At 70.8% G+C, this 17,420-nt stretch carries 19 protein-coding genes; 6 read left to right on the top strand and 13 right to left on the bottom strand.

What is annotated here, in order from left to right:
- Positions 1–11 precede the first annotated feature (11 nt).
- Entirely contained in the window at positions 12–1,208 is a 1,197-nt protein-coding gene (gene glgA, locus ACSDR0_RS09255; protein WP_435288342.1) for a glycogen synthase, read from the top strand.
- Positions 1,209–1,226: 18 nt separating this feature from the next.
- Here the strand turns inward: glgA and ACSDR0_RS09250 are convergent, their stop codons facing one another.
- Entirely contained in the window at positions 1,227–1,592 is a 366-nt protein-coding gene (locus ACSDR0_RS09250; RefSeq protein WP_435288341.1) for a PH domain-containing protein, read from the bottom strand.
- Positions 1,593–1,688: 96 nt separating this feature from the next.
- Here ACSDR0_RS09250 and pgeF point away from each other — a divergent pair, with 96 nt between their 5' ends.
- Positions 1,689–2,375, top strand: coding sequence for a peptidoglycan editing factor PgeF (pgeF, locus tag ACSDR0_RS09245; RefSeq protein WP_435288379.1), 687 nt, complete (start codon positions 1,689–1,691; stop codon positions 2,373–2,375).
- A 52-nt stretch (positions 2,376–2,427) separates the two neighbouring features.
- Here pgeF and ACSDR0_RS09240 read toward each other — a convergent pair whose 3' ends face one another.
- From ACSDR0_RS09240 to ACSDR0_RS09220, 5 genes are all read right to left on the bottom strand, one after another.
- Positions 2,428–2,835 carry a nitroreductase family deazaflavin-dependent oxidoreductase gene (locus tag ACSDR0_RS09240; RefSeq protein ID WP_435288340.1) on the bottom strand — a complete coding sequence of 136 codons (408 nt, stop codon included), beginning with the start codon at positions 2,833–2,835 and terminating at the stop codon, positions 2,428–2,430.
- A 66-nt stretch (positions 2,836–2,901) separates the two neighbouring features.
- The gene (locus tag ACSDR0_RS09235; RefSeq protein WP_435288339.1) at positions 2,902–3,648 is read right to left on the bottom strand and encodes a sirohydrochlorin chelatase; all 747 of its coding nucleotides are present in this window, start codon (positions 3,646–3,648) and stop codon (positions 2,902–2,904) included.
- Between the two features lie 265 nt (positions 3,649–3,913).
- Complete coding sequence (locus ACSDR0_RS09230) at positions 3,914–4,471, bottom strand: GNAT family N-acetyltransferase (protein ID WP_435288338.1); 558 nt, start codon at positions 4,469–4,471, stop codon at positions 3,914–3,916.
- Between the two features lie 250 nt (positions 4,472–4,721).
- A complete protein-coding gene (locus ACSDR0_RS09225) occupies positions 4,722–5,759 on the bottom strand; it encodes an SPFH domain-containing protein (protein WP_435288337.1) in 1,038 nt (345 codons plus the stop codon).
- Positions 5,760–5,984: 225 nt separating this feature from the next.
- Complete coding sequence (locus ACSDR0_RS09220; protein WP_435288336.1) at positions 5,985–7,358, bottom strand: MFS transporter; 1,374 nt, start codon at positions 7,356–7,358, stop codon at positions 5,985–5,987.
- A 124-nt stretch (positions 7,359–7,482) separates the two neighbouring features.
- On the opposite strand from ACSDR0_RS09220, the gene ACSDR0_RS09215 reads away from it, so the two are divergent.
- Together ACSDR0_RS09215 and ACSDR0_RS09210 are read left to right on the top strand one after the other, a co-directional pair.
- Positions 7,483–8,169, top strand: coding sequence for a GntR family transcriptional regulator (locus ACSDR0_RS09215; RefSeq protein ID WP_435288335.1), 687 nt, complete (start codon positions 7,483–7,485; stop codon positions 8,167–8,169).
- Positions 8,170–8,197: 28 nt separating this feature from the next.
- Positions 8,198–9,418: an alpha/beta hydrolase gene (locus ACSDR0_RS09210; protein ID WP_435288334.1), complete on the top strand. Its 1,221-nt coding sequence runs from the start codon at positions 8,198–8,200 to the stop codon at positions 9,416–9,418.
- Between the two features lie 43 nt (positions 9,419–9,461).
- Here ACSDR0_RS09210 and ACSDR0_RS09205 read toward each other — a convergent pair whose 3' ends face one another.
- Positions 9,462–9,887 (bottom strand): Lrp/AsnC family transcriptional regulator, encoded by a 426-nt coding sequence (locus ACSDR0_RS09205; RefSeq protein ID WP_435288378.1) that lies wholly within the window; start codon positions 9,885–9,887, stop codon positions 9,462–9,464.
- Between the two features lie 149 nt (positions 9,888–10,036).
- Here ACSDR0_RS09205 and ACSDR0_RS09200 point away from each other — a divergent pair, with 149 nt between their 5' ends.
- Complete coding sequence (locus tag ACSDR0_RS09200; protein WP_435288333.1) at positions 10,037–10,891, top strand: tryptophan 2,3-dioxygenase; 855 nt, start codon at positions 10,037–10,039, stop codon at positions 10,889–10,891.
- Positions 10,892–10,916: 25 nt separating this feature from the next.
- Here ACSDR0_RS09200 and ACSDR0_RS09195 read toward each other — a convergent pair whose 3' ends face one another.
- The 4 genes from ACSDR0_RS09195 to ACSDR0_RS09180 all read right to left on the bottom strand — a co-directional run bounded on the left by ACSDR0_RS09195 (position 10,917) and on the right by ACSDR0_RS09180 (position 14,466).
- The gene (locus ACSDR0_RS09195; protein WP_435288332.1) at positions 10,917–11,726 is read right to left on the bottom strand and encodes an Fpg/Nei family DNA glycosylase; all 810 of its coding nucleotides are present in this window, start codon (positions 11,724–11,726) and stop codon (positions 10,917–10,919) included.
- Positions 11,727–11,759: 33 nt separating this feature from the next.
- Positions 11,760–12,197, bottom strand: a complete 438-nt coding sequence (locus tag ACSDR0_RS09190) for a DUF2809 domain-containing protein (protein WP_435288331.1) — start codon at positions 12,195–12,197, stop codon at positions 11,760–11,762.
- 161 nt (positions 12,198–12,358) lie between these two features.
- Entirely contained in the window at positions 12,359–13,528 is a 1,170-nt protein-coding gene (locus ACSDR0_RS09185) for a zinc-dependent alcohol dehydrogenase (protein WP_435288330.1), read from the bottom strand.
- A gap of 23 nt (positions 13,529–13,551) precedes the next feature.
- On the bottom strand, positions 13,552–14,466 hold the full coding sequence (locus ACSDR0_RS09180; RefSeq protein WP_435288329.1) for an SRPBCC family protein: 915 nt from the start codon (positions 14,464–14,466) through the stop codon (positions 13,552–13,554).
- A 798-nt stretch (positions 14,467–15,264) separates the two neighbouring features.
- Here ACSDR0_RS09180 and ACSDR0_RS09175 point away from each other — a divergent pair.
- Positions 15,265–15,723 carry an ester cyclase gene (locus ACSDR0_RS09175; protein WP_435288328.1) on the top strand — a complete coding sequence of 153 codons (459 nt, stop codon included), beginning with the start codon at positions 15,265–15,267 and terminating at the stop codon, positions 15,721–15,723.
- Positions 15,724–15,742: 19 nt separating this feature from the next.
- Here the strand turns inward: ACSDR0_RS09175 and ACSDR0_RS09170 are convergent, their stop codons facing one another.
- Positions 15,743–16,057: an L-rhamnose mutarotase gene (locus ACSDR0_RS09170; RefSeq protein ID WP_435288327.1), complete on the bottom strand. Its 315-nt coding sequence runs from the start codon at positions 16,055–16,057 to the stop codon at positions 15,743–15,745.
- A gap of 54 nt (positions 16,058–16,111) precedes the next feature.
- Positions 16,112–17,404, bottom strand: a complete 1,293-nt coding sequence (locus tag ACSDR0_RS09165) for a M1 family metallopeptidase (RefSeq protein WP_435288326.1) — start codon at positions 17,402–17,404, stop codon at positions 16,112–16,114.
- Between the last annotated feature and the right edge of the window lie 16 nt (positions 17,405–17,420).

Here is a 17,420-nt window from a genome sequence, read left to right as displayed (position 1 = left end):
AGGCTGATCGCATGCGAGTGGATCTGTTGACCCGTGAGTATCCCCCCGACGTGTACGGAGGGGCGGGAGTTCACGTCGAATACCTCGCCCGGGAGTTGCGCAGGCTCGCCGACGCCCGGGTCCGCTGCTTCGGAGCGTCACGACCGGAGGAGGGCGTCGCGGCCTACCGGGTGCCCGGCGGCCTGGAGACGGCCAACGCCGCGCTCCAGGTGCTCGGCGTCGATCTGGAGATGGCCGCCGGGTGCGAGGGCGCCGACCTGGTCCACAGCCACACCTGGTACGCCAATTTCGCGGGCCACGTCGCCAAGATGCTGTACGGGACGCCCCACGTGGTGACCACGCACAGCCTGGAGCCGCTGCGGCCGTGGAAGGCCGAGCAGCTCGGCGGCGGTTACACGCTGTCATCGTGGGCCGAGCGCGGCGCGCTGGCCACCGCCGACGCGATCATCGCGGTCTCGGAGGGAATGCGCCGCGACGTGCTGGCGAGTTATCCGGAGATCCCGCCGGAGAAGGTCACGGTGATCCACAACGGGATCGACACCGGCGAGTACGCCCCCGACCGTGGCACCGACGTCCTGGAGCGGCACGGCATCGACCCCAGCAGGCCGTACGTCGTCTTCGTGGGCCGCATCACCCGGCAGAAGGGCCTCGTCCACCTGCTCCACGCGGCGCGCGACTTCCACCCCGACGCCCAGCTGGTGCTCTGCGCGGGCGCGCCCGACACGCCCGAGATCGCCGCGGAGGTGACCGCGCTCGTGCGCGGGCTCGACCGCGAGGGCGTCGTCTGGATCTCGGAGATGCTCCCCCGCCCCGAGGTGATCCAGATCCTCACCCACGCGACCGTGTTCGTCTGCCCCTCCGTCTACGAGCCGATGGGCATCGTCAACCTGGAGGCGATGGCCTGCGAGACCGCCGTCGTGGCCACCGCCACCGGCGGCATCCCCGAGGTCGTGGCCGACGGCTCGACCGGCCTGCTGGTCCCGATCGACCAGGCCGCCGACGGCACCCCGCACGACCCCGACGCCTTCGCCGCCGGCCTCGCCGAGCGGGTCAACCGGCTGCTGGCCGACCCCGCCCTCGCGACCCGGATGGGTGAGGCCGGGCGGATCCGCGCGGTGGAGCACTTCTCCTGGGAGCGCATCGCCGAGCGGACGATGGAGCTCTACCGGCGGGTCGCCGGCGGGGAGGCGCCGGTCTCCGCCGGGTGACGTTTCCGCGAGGGGTTCCTAGGCGGTGATGAAGTGCAGGATCACGTTGTGCACGTGGTGCGCCTTGTTGTCGCCCCGGAACTCCACCTCGTAGGTGTGGGTGCCCACGTGGATGGCGATGGCCCCCGAGGAGAAGAACGAGCCCGCGAGCGACTTGTTGCTCACCACGCTCACCGCGGAGACCTTGTTGTAGGGGATGCTCGTGATGGCGATCTTCTTGCCGACGAACGACTTGTCCTGCACGATCACGCGCCTGTCGGTGAGCCCCAGGAAGCCGGTGCCCGTGCCGATGGCGTCGTAGACGGCGATGATCTGCTCGCCGGGCATGAGCCCGCTCTCGATCTGCTGGTACTGCTCCTTGCGGTCGTACACAACCTGGGCCATGACGCTCGCGATCTCTCGGGGGATCCGTGTCTCTGTGGAACGAACGTCCCGGGGACCGGGTTCCTGGGCGGGTAAGGTCGGCCCGTGAACTTTCAGATGAGGATCACCGATCGTCACGGTGGTGTCAGCGCCGATCCGTACGGCAGCCGCAATCTCGGCGGCATGTGCGGTGACGAGCCGGACGCGGTCGCGACGAACAGGGCCAGGACGGCCGCCGAGTTCGGCCTGGGGCGGGTCGTGTTCATGCGGCAGGTCCACAGCGCCGACGTGCGTTACGTCAGGGAGCCGTTCGGCGACGACCCGCCGCCGCTGGACGGGGTCTGCACCGACGTGCCCGGCCTCGGCCTGGCCGCGCTCTGCGCCGACTGCGCGCCCGTCCTGCTGGCCGAGCCGGAGGCCGGACTGGTGGGTGCCGCGCACTCGGGCCGGGTCGGCACCATGTCCGGCGTGGTCACGGCCCTGGTCGAGGAGATGGCCCGGCGCGGCGCGGATCCGGCGAGGATGACCGCTTTGATCGGCCCGATGGCCTGCGGCACCTGCTACGAGGTTCCCGCCGAGATGCGCGACGAGGTCGCGGTGATGCTTCCCGAGGCATGGTCGATCACCCGCCAGGACACCCCGGCCCTCGACCTGCGGGCCGCGATCACCTCGCAGCTGGGCAAGGCGGGTGTCGGGGAGATCACCCACGACACCCGCTGCACCATCGAGAGCGCCGACCTGTTCTCCCACCGCAGGGAGGGCACGACCGGCAGGTTCGCGGGCTACGTCTGGCTGGAGCCCTGACAGGCCCTTCGCGGAGGGCGCGGTGGCGCCCTGCCGGTCGACGAGGTGCCGATCATGACGTGACACGCTCCAGCACGACCACGGGGATCTCCCGGTCGGTCTTCGTCTGGTACTCGTCGTAGGCGGGCCAGGCCGCGGTCATGACCGACCACATCTCCGGCTTCTCCTGCGGGGTGGCGGTGCGCGCCCTGGCCCTGAACCGGTCGCCCAGCACCTGGACCTCGACCTCGGGGTCGGCCTGGAGGTTGAGATACCACAGTGGCGGGTTGTCGTCGCCTCCCTTGGAGGCCACCACGAGGAGGTCGTCGCCGTAGCGCTGGTAGATGAGCGGGGCGGAGCGCCGCTCGCCAGACTTGCGGCCGGTGGTGGTGAGGATCAGAACCGTGGTGCCCTGCCACTCGTGGCCTTCGGCGCCGTCGGTCGCCTGATATCTGTCGACATGCTCTTTTCCGAACAGCATGATCTATCCCCTCTGACAATTACGCAGGTCAGTACCCGTCAGAGGGGATTCGTCACACCGGGTCGCTCAGTCCGCCGACAGGACGCTTCCGTAGGCACGGGCGGCCAGGTTCGCGATCAGATCGTGCGCGCCGAGGACGTCGGCGCACTCGGCCCCGATCTCCTCGGCCGCCGCGCTCGCGAGCCCGGGGGGCGCCTCCGGGCCCAGGAGGCAGGGGGACAGGGCGATGCGCTGGGCGCCGATGCCGCGGAGCCGCCCGGCCGCGTCGGCCACGGCGGGCGCGCTGTCGAGGGAGGCGACCAGGACGGGCAGGGTCAGCCGCGAGGCCAGCAGCACCGCCGTCGGCTGTGCCTCCACCGCCGCGTTCTCGCCGCCGACGGTGGCGAGGATGACCGCGTCGATCGGGCTGGAGACGTTGAGCAGCCGCATCCGGTCGGCCCGCGCCAGGCTTTTCTCCGACAGGCGGATGTGCAGGGCCTCGGCGAGCAGCGGGTGTGGCCCCAGGGGCTCGGTGACCGTCACCTGGACCTTGCTGGAGGCGACCGCCGCGGAGATCAGCCGGTCCACGACCGGATGCGGGCCGGTCAGCAGCGGCACCACGATGGCGGCCGTGGCGTCCTCGGGACGTTCCCTGGCGGCCGCCTCCAGCTCGGAGGTCAGCTCCTTGCCGTCCTCGCCGAGCGCGGCCAGGCGGACCTGGATCTGTGGATTGTCCCCCCGTATGAGGGCCGCGAGTTCCGCGGCGGTGCCGGAGGCGTCGCCGAGGGCGGCCAGCACCAGCGCTGGTGCCTCGGGCGGGAGCTGGGAGGGCACGGGCCTGCGGTGCCTTCCGGAGGGCCGCACTGGGCGCCCTCGTACGGGGAGGATGGGACTCTCGCTCACATGCGCGGACTCTAGGGCCATTTGACACCTCCCGTACCCGAAAACGGCAGTATTTCCGTCACAACATTCTGAAAAGGTGAGGCTCGGGGGTGGGTTTCCCCACGTCCGAGGCGGGTTCGCGGCCGATGGGTGATCGATTCCACAGTCGGTTCACCAACTGGTTCACGACCGGTTCACAGCCGGGAGGCCCGTCGGGTCAGACCTCACGGTGACCCTCCCACTCGTCCTCCAGCGCCGAGTGCACGATGGAGTCGCGCCAGACCCCGCGGGCCCGTACGTGGTGCCTGATCCTGCCCTCCTCGACCATCCCGGCGACCAGCATCGCCAGCTGGGCGGCGGTGTTGGCGGGGGAGCGGGCACCCCAGATGCGGTGCAGCCGCAGGTCGCGGAAGCCGAACGTCAGGATCAGCCGGATCAGGTCGGTGCCGATGCCCCGGCCCCAGTGGTCGGGGCGGAGCCCGAGGCCGATCTCCGCGCTGTGCGGGTGGTCGGCCTCGATGTGCAGCCGGGCGACGCCGAAGGCCTCGCTGTTGTCGAGGTCGGTCACCGCCAGCACGTAGAGACGCCGGGGCTCGACCTCCGAGCCCTTGATCGCCTCGACGATCGTCTCCTCGACCTCCTCGCGCGTGCGGGGGTCGAACGGCAGGTGCTCGGTGGCCGTGGGGTCACCGTAGACGGCATGCAGGGCGTTCACGTCATCGATGGTGATCTCTCTGAGCCGGAGCCTCTTGCCCGAGATCTCAACGTGGCGCATGCGCAGACGCTAACGTCTCGGTGGTTCCACGGCTAGAGATCTTTCCGGTAAGCGGACATACCATCATTTTAGTGATCTTATACGCATGGGTTCGCATCTGCCCAGGCCCAGGGGTGTCCATGACCGGACTCGCCGGGAGCCGGGGCGCGCGGGGACTCGGCACCTCCCCGGGACGAACCAGTCGTCTCAGGGAGGTTCCGGGCTCCGAGCCTCGCGGGCCGGGCGGGGAGGTCGCGTCGAGGGGCCGGGCTCACTTCGCCGGGACGACGAGGTCGGAGTTGCCCGGAGCGTAGACGGTGATGCCGTCGGGGAGGGCGTTCAGCTTGTCGATCTCGACGCAGGCGCGGCACTTCCGGTAGCTCTCCTGGAGCTGCTTGTTCGCCTCGGCCTCACCCTTGGCCAGCGCCACCGACGCCTTCGCGTCCGCCTCGGCCTGCCTGATCTTCGACTCCGCCTCGACGTCGGCCTGCGACGCCCTCGCCGCGGCCTCGGCGATTCCCGCCTGGGCGACCTGGGTCTTGTTCACCGCGGCCTGGATCTCGGGCGGCAGCGTCACCCGGACCAGCGTGAACCGCAGACCGGTGAAGAAACGGCCGCCGAGCAGCTGCTCCAGGTCGCGCTCCAGGAGCTGGTTGATGCCGTTCTGGGCGCGGGTGATGGAGGCGTTGCTGTCGATGACGGCCGGGACGGCGGGGGCGGCCTTCTTGTTGGAGGTCGTCTGCACCAGCGAGCAGGAGGAGAGCAGCTCGGCGCATTCGGCGGCGCCGATCTGGCTGCGCAGGGCGTTGTAGATCACCGGGCGCACGGACTGGATGAAGAACGCGTTCCATCCCTCGTCCCCGTCCCAGGCGTAGCGGGACTCGCCGTCCTGGCCCAGGTAGGTGCGGGTGCCGTACCTGTCGTCGAAGCGCTTGAGCGCCTCCTGGTCGAGGTTGAGCGTGAAGTAGAGCGTGCCCTCGATGCCGAGGTTCACCCCGTCGGAGCTTGGCACGGTCACCTCGTCCACGCCGCTGGAGCTGGCCCGCTTGGCGTCGGTGGTGATGGTGTAGATCCGCTGCTGGGAGGGATAGGAGTGCACCGACGACCACAGCCCGACCCAGGTGAGCCCCGAGTCGGGCGGGATGACCTGCCGGATCCCGGAGTCGTCCAGCGGGCCGCCGTCCCTGACGACGGCCACCTGGCCGGGTTCGGTGCGTTCGAAACCGCCTCCGACGCCGATCAGGACGATCGCCGCGACGACCGCGATGACCGCGGTGACCACGACGCCGATGCTCTTTCCAATGCGCATGTCGATCCTCCTTGGGGGGTGGGCACCGGAGGGCGGTGGCCGGGGATGGCCGTCCCCGGCCACCGGCCCGCCCGGCTTCCCTTCGTGGCGGGCTCTGGTGGTTCCTAGCGTGCTCCTACGGACTTTGACGAGCCGGTGGGCCGGTGGGTTGTGCCGAAAACCTGGAGATTCCGGACTTTTGGGAAAACCGCGGCCACCGGGAGGGCCGGTGGCCGCGGAGGGAGCTCAGGCGTCCCGGGAAGCGGTCCCCGTGCGCGTTCCCGGGTCGCCGTCGCGGGTGTCGCCGTGGCCCCCGGCGGGGGCACCGTCGCGGGTGCCGTCCAGGGGGCCGGGGAGGTCGTCGTCGCGCGTCCCCGGGGCGATGGCCAGGCCCACCGCGGTGACGGCCAGCGCGGCGACCACGTAGAGCGAGATGGCCAGGGTGCCGCCGAACCGATCGAACAGCCACAGCGCGACGATCGGGGCGAGGGCGCCCCCGAAGATCCCGGCGACCTGATAGCCCATGGAGGCGCCGCTGTAGCGCAGGCGGGTGCTGAACAGCTCGGCGATGAAGGCCGCCTGGGGCCCGTACATCGCGGCGTGGCAGGCCAGGGCCACGACCGAGGCCAGCGCCATGACCGGGAAGGACCTGGTGTCGAGCAGCGGGAAGAAGGCGAACACCCAGACCGCGGCCCCGATCACGCCCGCCAGATAGACCGTGCGGCGGCCGATCCTGTCCGACAGCGCGCCGAACAGCGGGATCAGGAAGAGCTGGAAGGCGGAGCCGATCAGCACCGCGTTCAGCGCGACCCCGCGTTCGAGCCCGAGGGGACCGGTGACATAGGCCAGGACGTAGGTCACGAAGATGTAGAAGGCGACGTCCACGCCGATGCGCGCGAGGCCCGCGGAGACCAGCGCGCGCGGGTGCGTGCGCAGCACCTCCACCAGCGGCATCCTGGCCTTCGCGCCCGCCCGCTCGACCTCGGCGAACAGCGGCGACTCCACGATCCGCAGGCGGATCCACAGGCCCACGACCACCAGCGCGCCCGACAGCAGGAACGGCACCCGCCATCCCCACGACAGGAACGCCTCCTCGGGAAGCGTCGCGGACATGACCCCGAGCACGCCCGCCGCCAGCAGGTTTCCCGCGGGCACGCCGACCTGCGGCCAGCTCGCGTTGAACCCGCGCCGGCGGGGGTCACCGTGCTCGATGGACATCAGCACGGCCCCGCCCCACTCGCCCCCCAGGCCGAGCCCCTGCACGAAGCGCAGGGTGACGAGCAGCAGCGGGGCGGCCACGCCGATGCCGGCGTAGCCGGGCAGCAGGCCGATCAGGAAGGTGGCGGTGCCCATCAGCAGCAGGGTCACCACCAGCACGTTCCTGCGGCCGACCCGGTCGCCGAAGTGGCCGAACACGATGCCGCCGAGTGGCCGCGCGACGAACCCGATCGCGTAGGTGAGGAACGCCAGCAGCGTCCCGGTCAGCGGCTCGAAGGTGGGGAAGAAGAGCTTGTTGAAGACCAGCGCGGCGGCCGAGCCGTAGAGGAAGAAGTCGTACCACTCCAGGGAGGTGCCGACCAGACCGGCCACAATGACCCGCCTGGCCTGGGAGCTTGCCATCGCATGCGCTCCTTAGCTTCTTGTGGGGGGATGTCCCGTGAGCTAGCTTCTTGTTGTGGTCTCTATCAACATAAGAATCGTTCAACAATTCGACAATAGGTTTGTTTGATGATTTCTTGAGGACGTGGAAAACGTCACCGCAGCGCTACAGCACGATCGCGGTCGTCTCGGGCGCAGCAGCGCGGCGGAGGTGGTCGCCGACATCCTCCGTGACCGGATCGCCGAGGGGCTCTTCGTCCCAGGTCAGCGCCTGTCGGAGGAGAGCATCGGCGCGGCGCTCGAGGTCTCGCGCAACACCCTGCGCGAGGCGTTCCGGCTGCTCGGCCACGAGCGCCTGCTGGAGCACCGGCTCAACCGGGGCGTGTTCGTGCGCGTGCTGTCGGCCGAGGACGTGGCCGACCTCTACCGGGTGCGCAGGGTGATCGAGGGGGCCGCCGTGCGAAACAGCGCCCACGCCACCCGTGACGCCCTGGTCGCCATCAAGGAGGCCGTCACCGAGGCGTCCCGCGCCGCCGACGAGGGCCGCTGGCAGGACGTCGGGACGGCCAACATCCGCTTCCACCAGAGCCTCGCCGCCCTGAACGGCAGCCCCCGCCTGGACGAGGCGATGCGCCAGCTGCTGGCCGAGCTCCGCCTGGTCTTCCACGTCATGGAGAACCCCCGCGCCTTCCATGAGCCTTTCGTGGCCCGCAACATGGAGCTGGTCGAGCTCGTGGAGGCCGGGCGCGCGGCCGAGGCCGAGCGGGCTCTGGAGAGCTATCTGGACGATGCCGAGAAACTGCTCATGCAGGCATATATGCCCGAGCCGTAAACACGAAGTAATGGGGCAGAATAAGCGGATGTCTCCTCCGAATCCGCATGTGCTCGTGCTCACCGGTCCCGGCCTGGTCGCGGACCTTCGCCTGCTCACCGAGGTGGCCGATCGCGAGTTCGCGGCCCTCGGCGTCGGCGGTACGGTGTCGGCGACCCCGGACCTGCCCGGCTTCCGGGCGGCGCTGAAGTCGCCGGACGTCCTGGTCGTCCTGCCGGGCCCGGACCCGGAGGCCCGCGGCCTGTTCGCCGAGCGTCCCGACGCGGTCTGGCTCGACCTGACGAAGGCCGACACCCCGCTTCCGGCGCTCGCGGGTGACACGGAGTCCGCAGGCGGTACGGCACCGGCGGGCGGTACGGCGTCCGGGGGTGGCGCGGGCGGTACTGCGGGGGTCATGGCGGGCACCCATCTGCACGGGCGGGGGATCTGGGGGCTGACCTGGGCGATCAGGCACGCCGTCCACCGCCTGCGCCGGCCCGCGCACAGGATCGCCTACGGCGACCACCCCGACCAGTGGGTGGAGGTGCGCTCCCCCGGCGGGCAGTCGCCCGCGGCGCCGCACGAGGCCGGTGAGCGGGCGCCCGTGGCGGCGACGCGCGGGGGCGGGGAACAGGCGCCCACGGTGGTGCTGCTGCACGGTGGTTTCTGGCGCTCGATCTGGGGCGCGGACCTGATGGACGCGCTCGCCGTCGACCTCGCCGATCGCGGGTTCGCCGCCTGGAACCTCGAATACCGCCGCCCCGACCTGCACGGCTGGGACGCGACCACCGAGGACGTCGCCCGGGGCGTCGCCCTCGCGGCGGAGAGCGCGCGCGGCCCGCTCGTGGTGATCGGCCACTCGGCGGGCGGGCAGCTCGCCCTCCGCGCCGCCGCCGACGACCACCGGATCACTCTGGCCGTCTCCCTGGCGGGAGTGCTCGACCTGGCCGAGGGCGACCGCAGGCACATGAGCTCCGGCGCGGTCGCCGTCGCGCTCGGCGGATCCGCGACCGAGGTGCCCGCCGCCTACCGGCGTTCGGGGCCGCTGGAACGGCTTCCGCTGGGGGTGCCCCAGCTCATCGTGCAGGGTGGCGGGGACGACCTGGATCTGGTCGACTTCGGCCGCCGCTACGCGCGAGCCGCCCAGGAGTCCGGCGATCAGGTGACATATCTAGAAATGTCGGGTGATCACTTCGACGTCATCGACCCCGCGTCACCGATCTGGCGGGCCACCGCCGGAGCGGTCGCCGAGCACCGCAAGCCCTTCTGAGGCGCCCCGGCGGGTCGTGCAGGGCCCGCCGGGCGAAGGCCCCTCAGATGGAGGACAGCGGCCGCCAGGGGACGGGGCTGGAGAGCACCATCATGCTCGACGGGTGGCCGTACGGAGCGAGCCGGTCGATCATCTCCTCGAAGGCCGTCATCGAGGAGGCGGCCACCCGCAGCAGGCAGCACGCGTCACCGGTCACCCGGTGCACCTCCAGGATCTCCGGCCAGGCCAGTGCCTGCTCGTCGCGGAGCACGCAGCGGGGCCCGTAACACGACATCCTGATCAGGGCGGCCACCCCGCGCCCGGCCAGCGCCGGGTCCACCCGGGCGTGGTAGCCGGTGATCACCCCGGTCTCCTCCAGCCGCCGCACCCGCTCCGCCACCGCCGGAGCCGACAGGTGCACCCGGCGCGAGAGCTCGCTGTACGACAGCCGCGCATCGCCCTGCAATTCGGCGAGCAGCGCCCAATCCATCGCGTCCACGGTCACGCTCCGTCACGTCGTAACTTGATCCGCTCGATGCCTTCCGTTCCGAAGGCCCAATCCGATAATCGCCTTCCTTCCATTATTTCCGTACAGGCCGATAAGGACCAACATGGAGATATACAAACGGAGGAGGAGTGATGACCGGCATCAAGCAGCTCACGGAGCAGGACCGCAAGGCGCGCGCCGAGGCCAACGAGGGGCTGCCGACGCTGGGCTTCGAGGCCGGCACGCCCTACGACGACTACGTGGGCACCGCCACCCTGCGCGGGCTCCAGCGCACCGTGACCGACGTCCCGGAGGAACTGCCGTTCCTGGTCACCACCCAGGTGATGGAGCTCTACTTCGGGCTGCTCCGCACCGAGTGGCGCCTCGCCCAGCGGCAGCTCGACGAGGACGACGTCACCGCCGCGACCCTGACGATCAGGCGCACCGTACGGCACTTCGAGGCGCTCAACGCCGCCTGGGCCGCGCTGAGCTGGCTGACCCCGGCGCAGTTCAACTCCTTCCGCGACGCCCTGGGCGAGGGCTCCGGCTTTCAGTCGGCCCTCTACCGCCACGTGGAGTTCCTGCTCGGCAACAAGTCCGAGGCGCTCATCCGCCCGCACCGCCGCAACCCCGAGGCGTACGAGGAACTCGTCGAGGCACTGCACGGGCCGAGCCTCTACGACTCGGTCCTGGCCTTCCTCGCCCGCGCGGGCCACGCGGTTCCCCGCTCGGTGCTCGAGCGCGACCGCGCCGCCGAGTACGGGCCCGACCCCGAGGTCGAGGCGGTCTGGGTCGAGGTCTACGGCGGCCCGCTCGCGCCGCTGGCCGAGACACTGACCGACCTGGCCGAGCAGTTCTCCGACTGGCGCTACCGGCACCTGATGGCCGTACGCCGCTCGATGGGCGCCAAGCCGGGCTCCGGCGGGTCGAGCGGCCTGAGCTGGCTCGAGCGGAGCATGCGCAGGGAGATCTTCCCCGAACTCTGGACCGCCCGAACCCTGATGTGAGGCGCTCCCCGTCCCGGCGCGGGGATCAGCCGACCTGGCAGACCGGGCACCAGAAGAGGTTGCGCCCGGCGAGCACCTCCGTGCGGACCTCCGTGCCGCACAGGAAGCAGGGCATGCTGGAGCGCCGGTAGACGTAGACCTCGCCGCCGTGGCCGTCGACGCGGGGCGGACGGCCCATCGCCTCCGGCGTGTGCTCGGGTCTGACCGTGTCGATGTGGCCCACCCGGACGCCGTCGGCCATCAGGAGCACCAGATCCGCCCAGATCGCCTCCCACCGGGCGCGGGTGAGGTCGCGGCCGGGCCGTGACGGGTCGACACCCTGGCGGAACAGCGCCTCGGCCCGGTAGATGTTGCCCACGCCCGCGACGACCGACTGGTCCATCAGCAGGATCCCGACGGAGACGCGGCTGCGGCTGATCCGCCGCCAGGCGACCTCGGGATCGGCGTCCGCGCGCAGCGGGTCGGGCCCGAGCCTGGCGTGCAGCGCCGCCCTCCCCGCCGGGTCGAGCAGCTCGCAGGTGTTGGGGCCGCGCAGGTCGGCGTACTCGCCCGCGTTGCTCAGGCGCAGGCGCACCATCCCCGTCGACGCGGGCACGGGGACGGGGCCGAAGGCGTACTTGCCGTAGATGCCCAGGTGGACGTGGAGCCACCGCTCGTCGTCGAAGCCCAGCAGCAGGTGCTTGCCATGGGCGTCGGCCTCGGTGAGCACCCGCCCGTCGATCCGCAGGGCCCCGGCGGCGAAGCGCCCCTGGGGGCTCTCCGCGTGCACGACCCCCCCGCCGAACGCCCGCCGGTGCTCTCCGGCGAGGCGGTGAATGGTGTGTCCTTCTGGCATGGTCTATGGATCATACGATCCGCCCGGCGATGCTCAGGGCGCGGCGGACGCCCGCTCCCGCCGGTGCCGGGAGCGGTTTTCGAGCAGGGTGTGGGCCGCCGCGGCGAGCACGGCCCCGGCCGCGTACGCCACGAGGTCGGCCGCGCCGAAGGTGCTGCCGAGCACCAGCCTGGCCACGACGCTCGCCTCGGAGAGCGCGGCGGGAACGGGCGTCAGCTGGGCCAGCTCGATCGCCCAGCTGAACGCCAGCGCGCCGATCGCGGCCCGCGCCGGGGTGATCCGGGGCCACACCAGCACCACCAGCGTATGGATGAGCACGGTGTAGAGGGCGTCGCCCGCGTACTTGCCGAACCAGCCGCCGGTGACCGCGCGGAGGGTCAGCCCGGCGGCGACGGTCACGGCCGCGGCGAGCGCGGCGAGCAGGCGGGTGCGGGGGGAGAGGGACGGGCGGGCGCGGGGGACGGGAGGCACCCGCCCACGATAGCGATCACGCCGATCCACGAGCCGCGCCCGGCCCCGCCGTCCCTGTGCCTGTTCCCGGTCCCGGTCCCTGTGCCTGTGCCTGTGCCTGTGCCTGTTCCCGGTCCCGGTCCCGGTCCCGGTCCCGTTGTCATTGCCGGAGCGCCGGCCGCTTACGGGGTGAGGACGACCTTGTTGCAGTCGTCCAGCTTGTTCTTGAACATCTCGTAGCCGCGCGGGGCGTCCTCAAGCCGCATGCGGTGGCTGATGACGAAGCTGGGATCGATGTCGCCCTTGCGGATCTTGCCCAGCAGGGGCTTCAGATATCGCTGGACGTGGCATTGTCCGCTTCTGAGCGTCAGCGACCGGTTCATCAGGGAGCCCATCGGGAACTTGTCGACCACGCCGCCGTAGACGCCGATCACGGATACGATCCCGCCGTTGCGGCAGGCCAGGATCGCCTCGCGCAGCGCGTACGGCCGTTCGGTCTCCAGCCGGGCCGCCTGCTTGACCCGGTCGTAGGCGTACATGGCGGGGACGGGACAGTGGGCCTCCATGCCCACGGCGTCGATGCACGCGTCCGGGCCGCGACCGGCGGTCATGTCCCGCAGCGCGTCGAGGACGTCGACCTCCTCGTAGTTGAGCGACTCCGCGCCCGCGCGCTCGGCGGTCTCCAGCCGGTAGGGGAAACGATCGATGGCGACGACCCGTTCGGCGCCCATCAGATAGGCGCTGGCGACCGCGAACTGACCGACCGGACCGGCTCCCCACACGGCGATCGTGTCGCCGGGCTTGATGTCGCACATCTCCGCGCCCATCCAGCCGGTGGGCAGGATGTCGGACAGGAACAGCACCTTCTCGTCCGGCAGGTCGTCCTCGATCTTGATCGGTCCCACGTCGGCGAAGGGCACGCGCGCGTACTGGGCCTGGCCTCCCGGATAGCCGCCGAGCATGTGGGAGTAGCCGAAGACGCCCGCGGGGGCGTGACCCATGAGCTTCTCCGCCATGCCCGCGTTGGGGTTGGAGTTCTCGCACACCGAGTACATGCCGTGCCGGCAGGAGGTGCAGTCGCCGCAGGCGATCGGGAAGGGCACGACCACCCGGTCGCCGACCTTCAGGGTCGACACCTTCGGGCCCACCTCCACCACCTCGCCCATGAACTCGTGGCCGAGGATGTCGCCCTTCTCCATGGTCGGGATGTGGCCGTCGTACAGGTGCAGGTCGGAGCCGCAGATCGCGGACGAGGTGACCCGGACGACGGCGTCGCGCGAGTTCAGGATCCTGGGGTCGGGAACCTCCCGGACCTCGACGGTGTTGCGGCCCATCCAGCAGTTGGCCTTCATGGAATTCTCCTCACGTCACGGCTTCACAGCGGCAGGGGCTGGGCGGGGCGCTGCATGACCTGCCGCAGCGCGTGGGTGCCCTCCGGGCTGCCTTCGGAGCGGACCACCTCGCCGGTCTCCATGACCTGCTTGAACCGGCGCAGGTCGTCGTGCACCTGCTGCTCGGGATGCTCGCCGAGCAACTTGGCGAGGGCCAGGCCCGCCCCGCCGCCCGGCGGGGCGTACGTGAGGTTCACCCGCACCTCCGTGCCGCGCCCGCCGGGGGCGTCGGAGAAGCGCACGGAACCGCTGTTGCCGATCGGTGAGCCCGGCAGGGAACGCCAGGCGATCAGCTCGCCGGATCTGTCCTCGACGATCTCCGCCTCCCACTCGACGGTCTTCAGGGGCCCCCTCGCCTTCCAGTGCGAGTGCCCGTCGCCGGTCGTCTCCACCGACTCCAGGTGCGCCATGAAGCGGGGAAGGTTCTCGAAGTCGTGCCAGTACCGGTACACCTCCTGGCGGGGGTGGTTGATCGTGATGGCCGCGCGCAGGCTCATCGGGCCCCTGCGCTCTCGCTCCGAGCGCCACGCCCGTAGCGCGGTGTACAGATCGACGGCTGTGATCCCGGCGACCGCCGCCATGGTGGTCGCGACGCGGCCGCGCCCTCGGCCGGTGCGCTCGGAGAGCGCCCGGTTCAGCGTCGTCAGGTCCATGAGGCCGCCCGCGAAGCGGGCCCACACCCAGGGGGCGGGGTTCCGGGTACCCAGCAGGGTCGCCGCGTGGAACATCTCCCGCACACCCACCAGTGCCACCGTGCTCCGGACCTGAGCCGAGTCGCCGACGCCGCAGAGCCGGCCGACGGCGCCGGGCGCGACGAGCGGCGCCACGCCCAGTCCCAAACTGGCCCAGCCCAGCGCGCGGGCGATCCGGTCGGTCGTGCGATCGTATTCTTCGCTCATGTCGCCTCCGTGTGGCTGGTCGCCTCTCGTCGATGCCGTCGCGCCCGGCTCCCCGGTGAGCGCCCGTCCCGCCGGTGTGCCCCGGGATCCGGTCGACCGGCGAGCCCTTGGAGTCGTCGATCGGTGTCCCGCCGCACTCCTCGACGGGCGCGGGCCGGTCGACGACCATGATCTTGCCGGCGTGCCCGACGGTCGCCGAGGGCGTGGCCACGGGCCCGGCCGGGCCGATGCCGTGGACGGCGACGGTCTCGCCGGGTATCGGACCGGCGAGTTCGGCGGCGCGCCGGCCGATGGGGAAGATGTCGTGATCCGCGGGGGACCACGGGGTCGTTCCGGCCGCCGGGGACTCTCCGGCCTTCGGTCCGCCGTGCCTGTGCCCGGCGTACGAGGAGATACCCCGCCTTTTCAGGCTGTCATCAATGCCGGTCGCGGAAAAGGGGCGGGAGGAAATGTCTGTTCAAGTTCCGTGCCGCCGACGACGCCCCGGTAACCGGTCGGCCATCATCTTCAAAACATCATTTTGCGGCAACCCCGGGTAAATTCTGGAGGCGGGCCGCCTTCGCCGCCCGACCGGCGGTTCCCGGCCGGAGATCTCCCGAAACATCCATCGCGGGACCGGCGGATGTGTGTTCGCCGATTCGCGCGTTACCGTGGCTTGGAGGATTTCGGGTTCCACTGGTGTCGTGAGCCGCCGCACTCCTCGGGAGTGCTTTGCATCTCCGCTGGTCAGCACGTACATTTTGATTTCGTGGTGGATGCCTCAGGTGTCCTTCCGCCGCCAGGGAATCGGTTGCCGGCGTGACCGTTCCGCTCGGGAGGTGTGTCATGTCAGATGCTCGTGAGATCAATGACATGCTGTTCGACGCAGTCAACGGGCATGACATGGACGAAATAATGGACTGCTATCAGGAAGACGCCGTCCTCGTCACGCCGGCGGGCATATCCGAAGGTCGCGAGCAGATCTCCTGGTATTACCAGCACCTCTTGACGGGTTTCCCCGACCTGCACGTCACCGCCTGGCACAAGGTGCTCTGCGACGAGCCGGCCATGAGCGAATGGACGATGACGGGCACTCACACCGGGCCCTTCCTCGTGCCCGACGGCTCCGTGGCGGAGGGCACCGGCCGCAAGATCATCATTCGGGGGTGCGGGGCCTGCTCGATCGACGACGGCAGGATCATCACTCACCGGGATTACTACGACCAGCTGGAGCTGTACAACCAGATCGGCTTCTGTCTCGAGACCGAGCCGGTGTGACCTCCCTCCGGGAGAGGCCTCAGGGCAGCCGCCACACCGCGGGGAGGCCCTTGCCCGCGCCCTCCCCGGAGTAGTCGTGCACGACCTCCAGCAGCTCGGCCATCCGGGCCTGCCAGGTGATGTTCACCGGAAGGTCCGCCAGTGACGACAGCAACGCCTCGTAGTCGTCGCACTCGATCACGTGGAACAGGTCCTGGCCGCTGCGCCAGATCGTCCACTCGTGCGCGCCGCCCCTCCTGATGGCCTCGGCCAGCTCGGCGGGCACCTCCCGGTGTGCCTGGTCGTATTCGGACTCCCTGCCCGGCTTGACCCGGGTGTGCAACGCGACGCGCATGCCGTACCTCCGTGAAGTTGTAGACCGTTATAGCAGTCATCCGATGTATGAGTGCTAGGGGAGGGCGGGCAGGCGGCGGTCGTGCAGCCAGCCGGCGAACAGCTTGTCCAGCGGATGCGTCGTGCGGAGCGCGGCCAGCGCGGTGAAGGCGCCGGTGGTGACGGTCCCGTGGCGGTGCCCGGCCGTCCACTCTCTGAGCAGCGCGAAGAAGGGCTCGTCGCCGACGGTGCGCCGGAGCGCGTGCAGGGTGAGCGCGCCGCGTTTGTAGACGCGGTCGTCGAACAGCCGCCGGGGGCCCGGGTCGGCCAGCACGAAGTCCTGGGGGAGCGCGGAGAGGCGGCGGTGCCAGCGGTGCGCGTGGTCATCGGATGACAGGCCGCCCGAGCTCTCCGACCAGATCCACTCGGCGTACGAGGCGAACCCCTCGTGCAGCCAGATGTCGCTCCAGTCGGCCACCGTCAGGCTGTTGCCGAACCACTGGTGGGCCAGCTCGTGGGCGACCAGCCGCTCCTCGCTCCGCCTGCCGTCCACGTGGTTCACCCCGAAGATCGACATGCCCTGCGCCTCGACCGGGATCTCCAGCTCGTCGTCCACGACCACCGCGGTGTAGGAGCCGAACGGGTAGGGGCCGAACCGCTCGCGGAAGACCTCCATCATCCGGCCCTGGCGCTCGAAGTCGTGGCGCACCCGCGTGGCGTACCTGACGGGGAAGAACAGCCGCATCCCCGGGGCCGGCTCGGCCTGCTGGTAGCGGCCGATCTGCACGCTCGCCAGGTAGGAGGCCATCGGCTCGGCCTGCTCGTACACCCACGTGGTCGTCGAGGCCGCCCGGCGGCTGGAGACCAGCTCCCCGTTGGCGACCACCTGGTACGCGGAGGCGGTGGTGACCGAGATTCGGTAGGTGGCCTTGTCGTCGGGCCGGTCGTTGCACGGGAACCACGAGGGCGCCCCGATCGGCTGGCTGGCCACGATGACGCCGTCGGTGAGCTGCTCCCAGCCGAGCCCGCCCCAGTGGCTGGTCACCGGCTGGGGGGTGCCCGCGTAGCGGATCTCGACGGTGAACCGGCCGGGCCGCAGCCCGGCGGGCGACAGGTGGAGCTTGCCCCCGCGATGGGTGAAGCGCACCGGCGCGCCGTCGACCAGCACGCCGCTCACCCGGAGGGCGCCGAGATCGAAGGCGACCCGGGTGAGCCGCCGCAGCGCCACCGCGGAGATCCGGGCCACCCCGCCCAGGCGGTTGGGGCCCACCCGGTAGTCGAGGGTCAGGTCGTAGTGCTCCACCCGGTAGCCGTCGTCGCCGTGCATGGGGAAATACAGCTGGGGGATGGAGGTCGTGCTCAGAACCACACCGGCTTCCTCTGTT

Source organism: Streptosporangium sp. G11, assembly GCF_051192615.1.
In the GTDB taxonomy this organism is placed as follows: domain Bacteria; phylum Actinomycetota; class Actinomycetes; order Streptosporangiales; family Streptosporangiaceae; genus Streptosporangium.
This window is presented reverse-complemented; position numbering and strand designations above follow the sequence as displayed.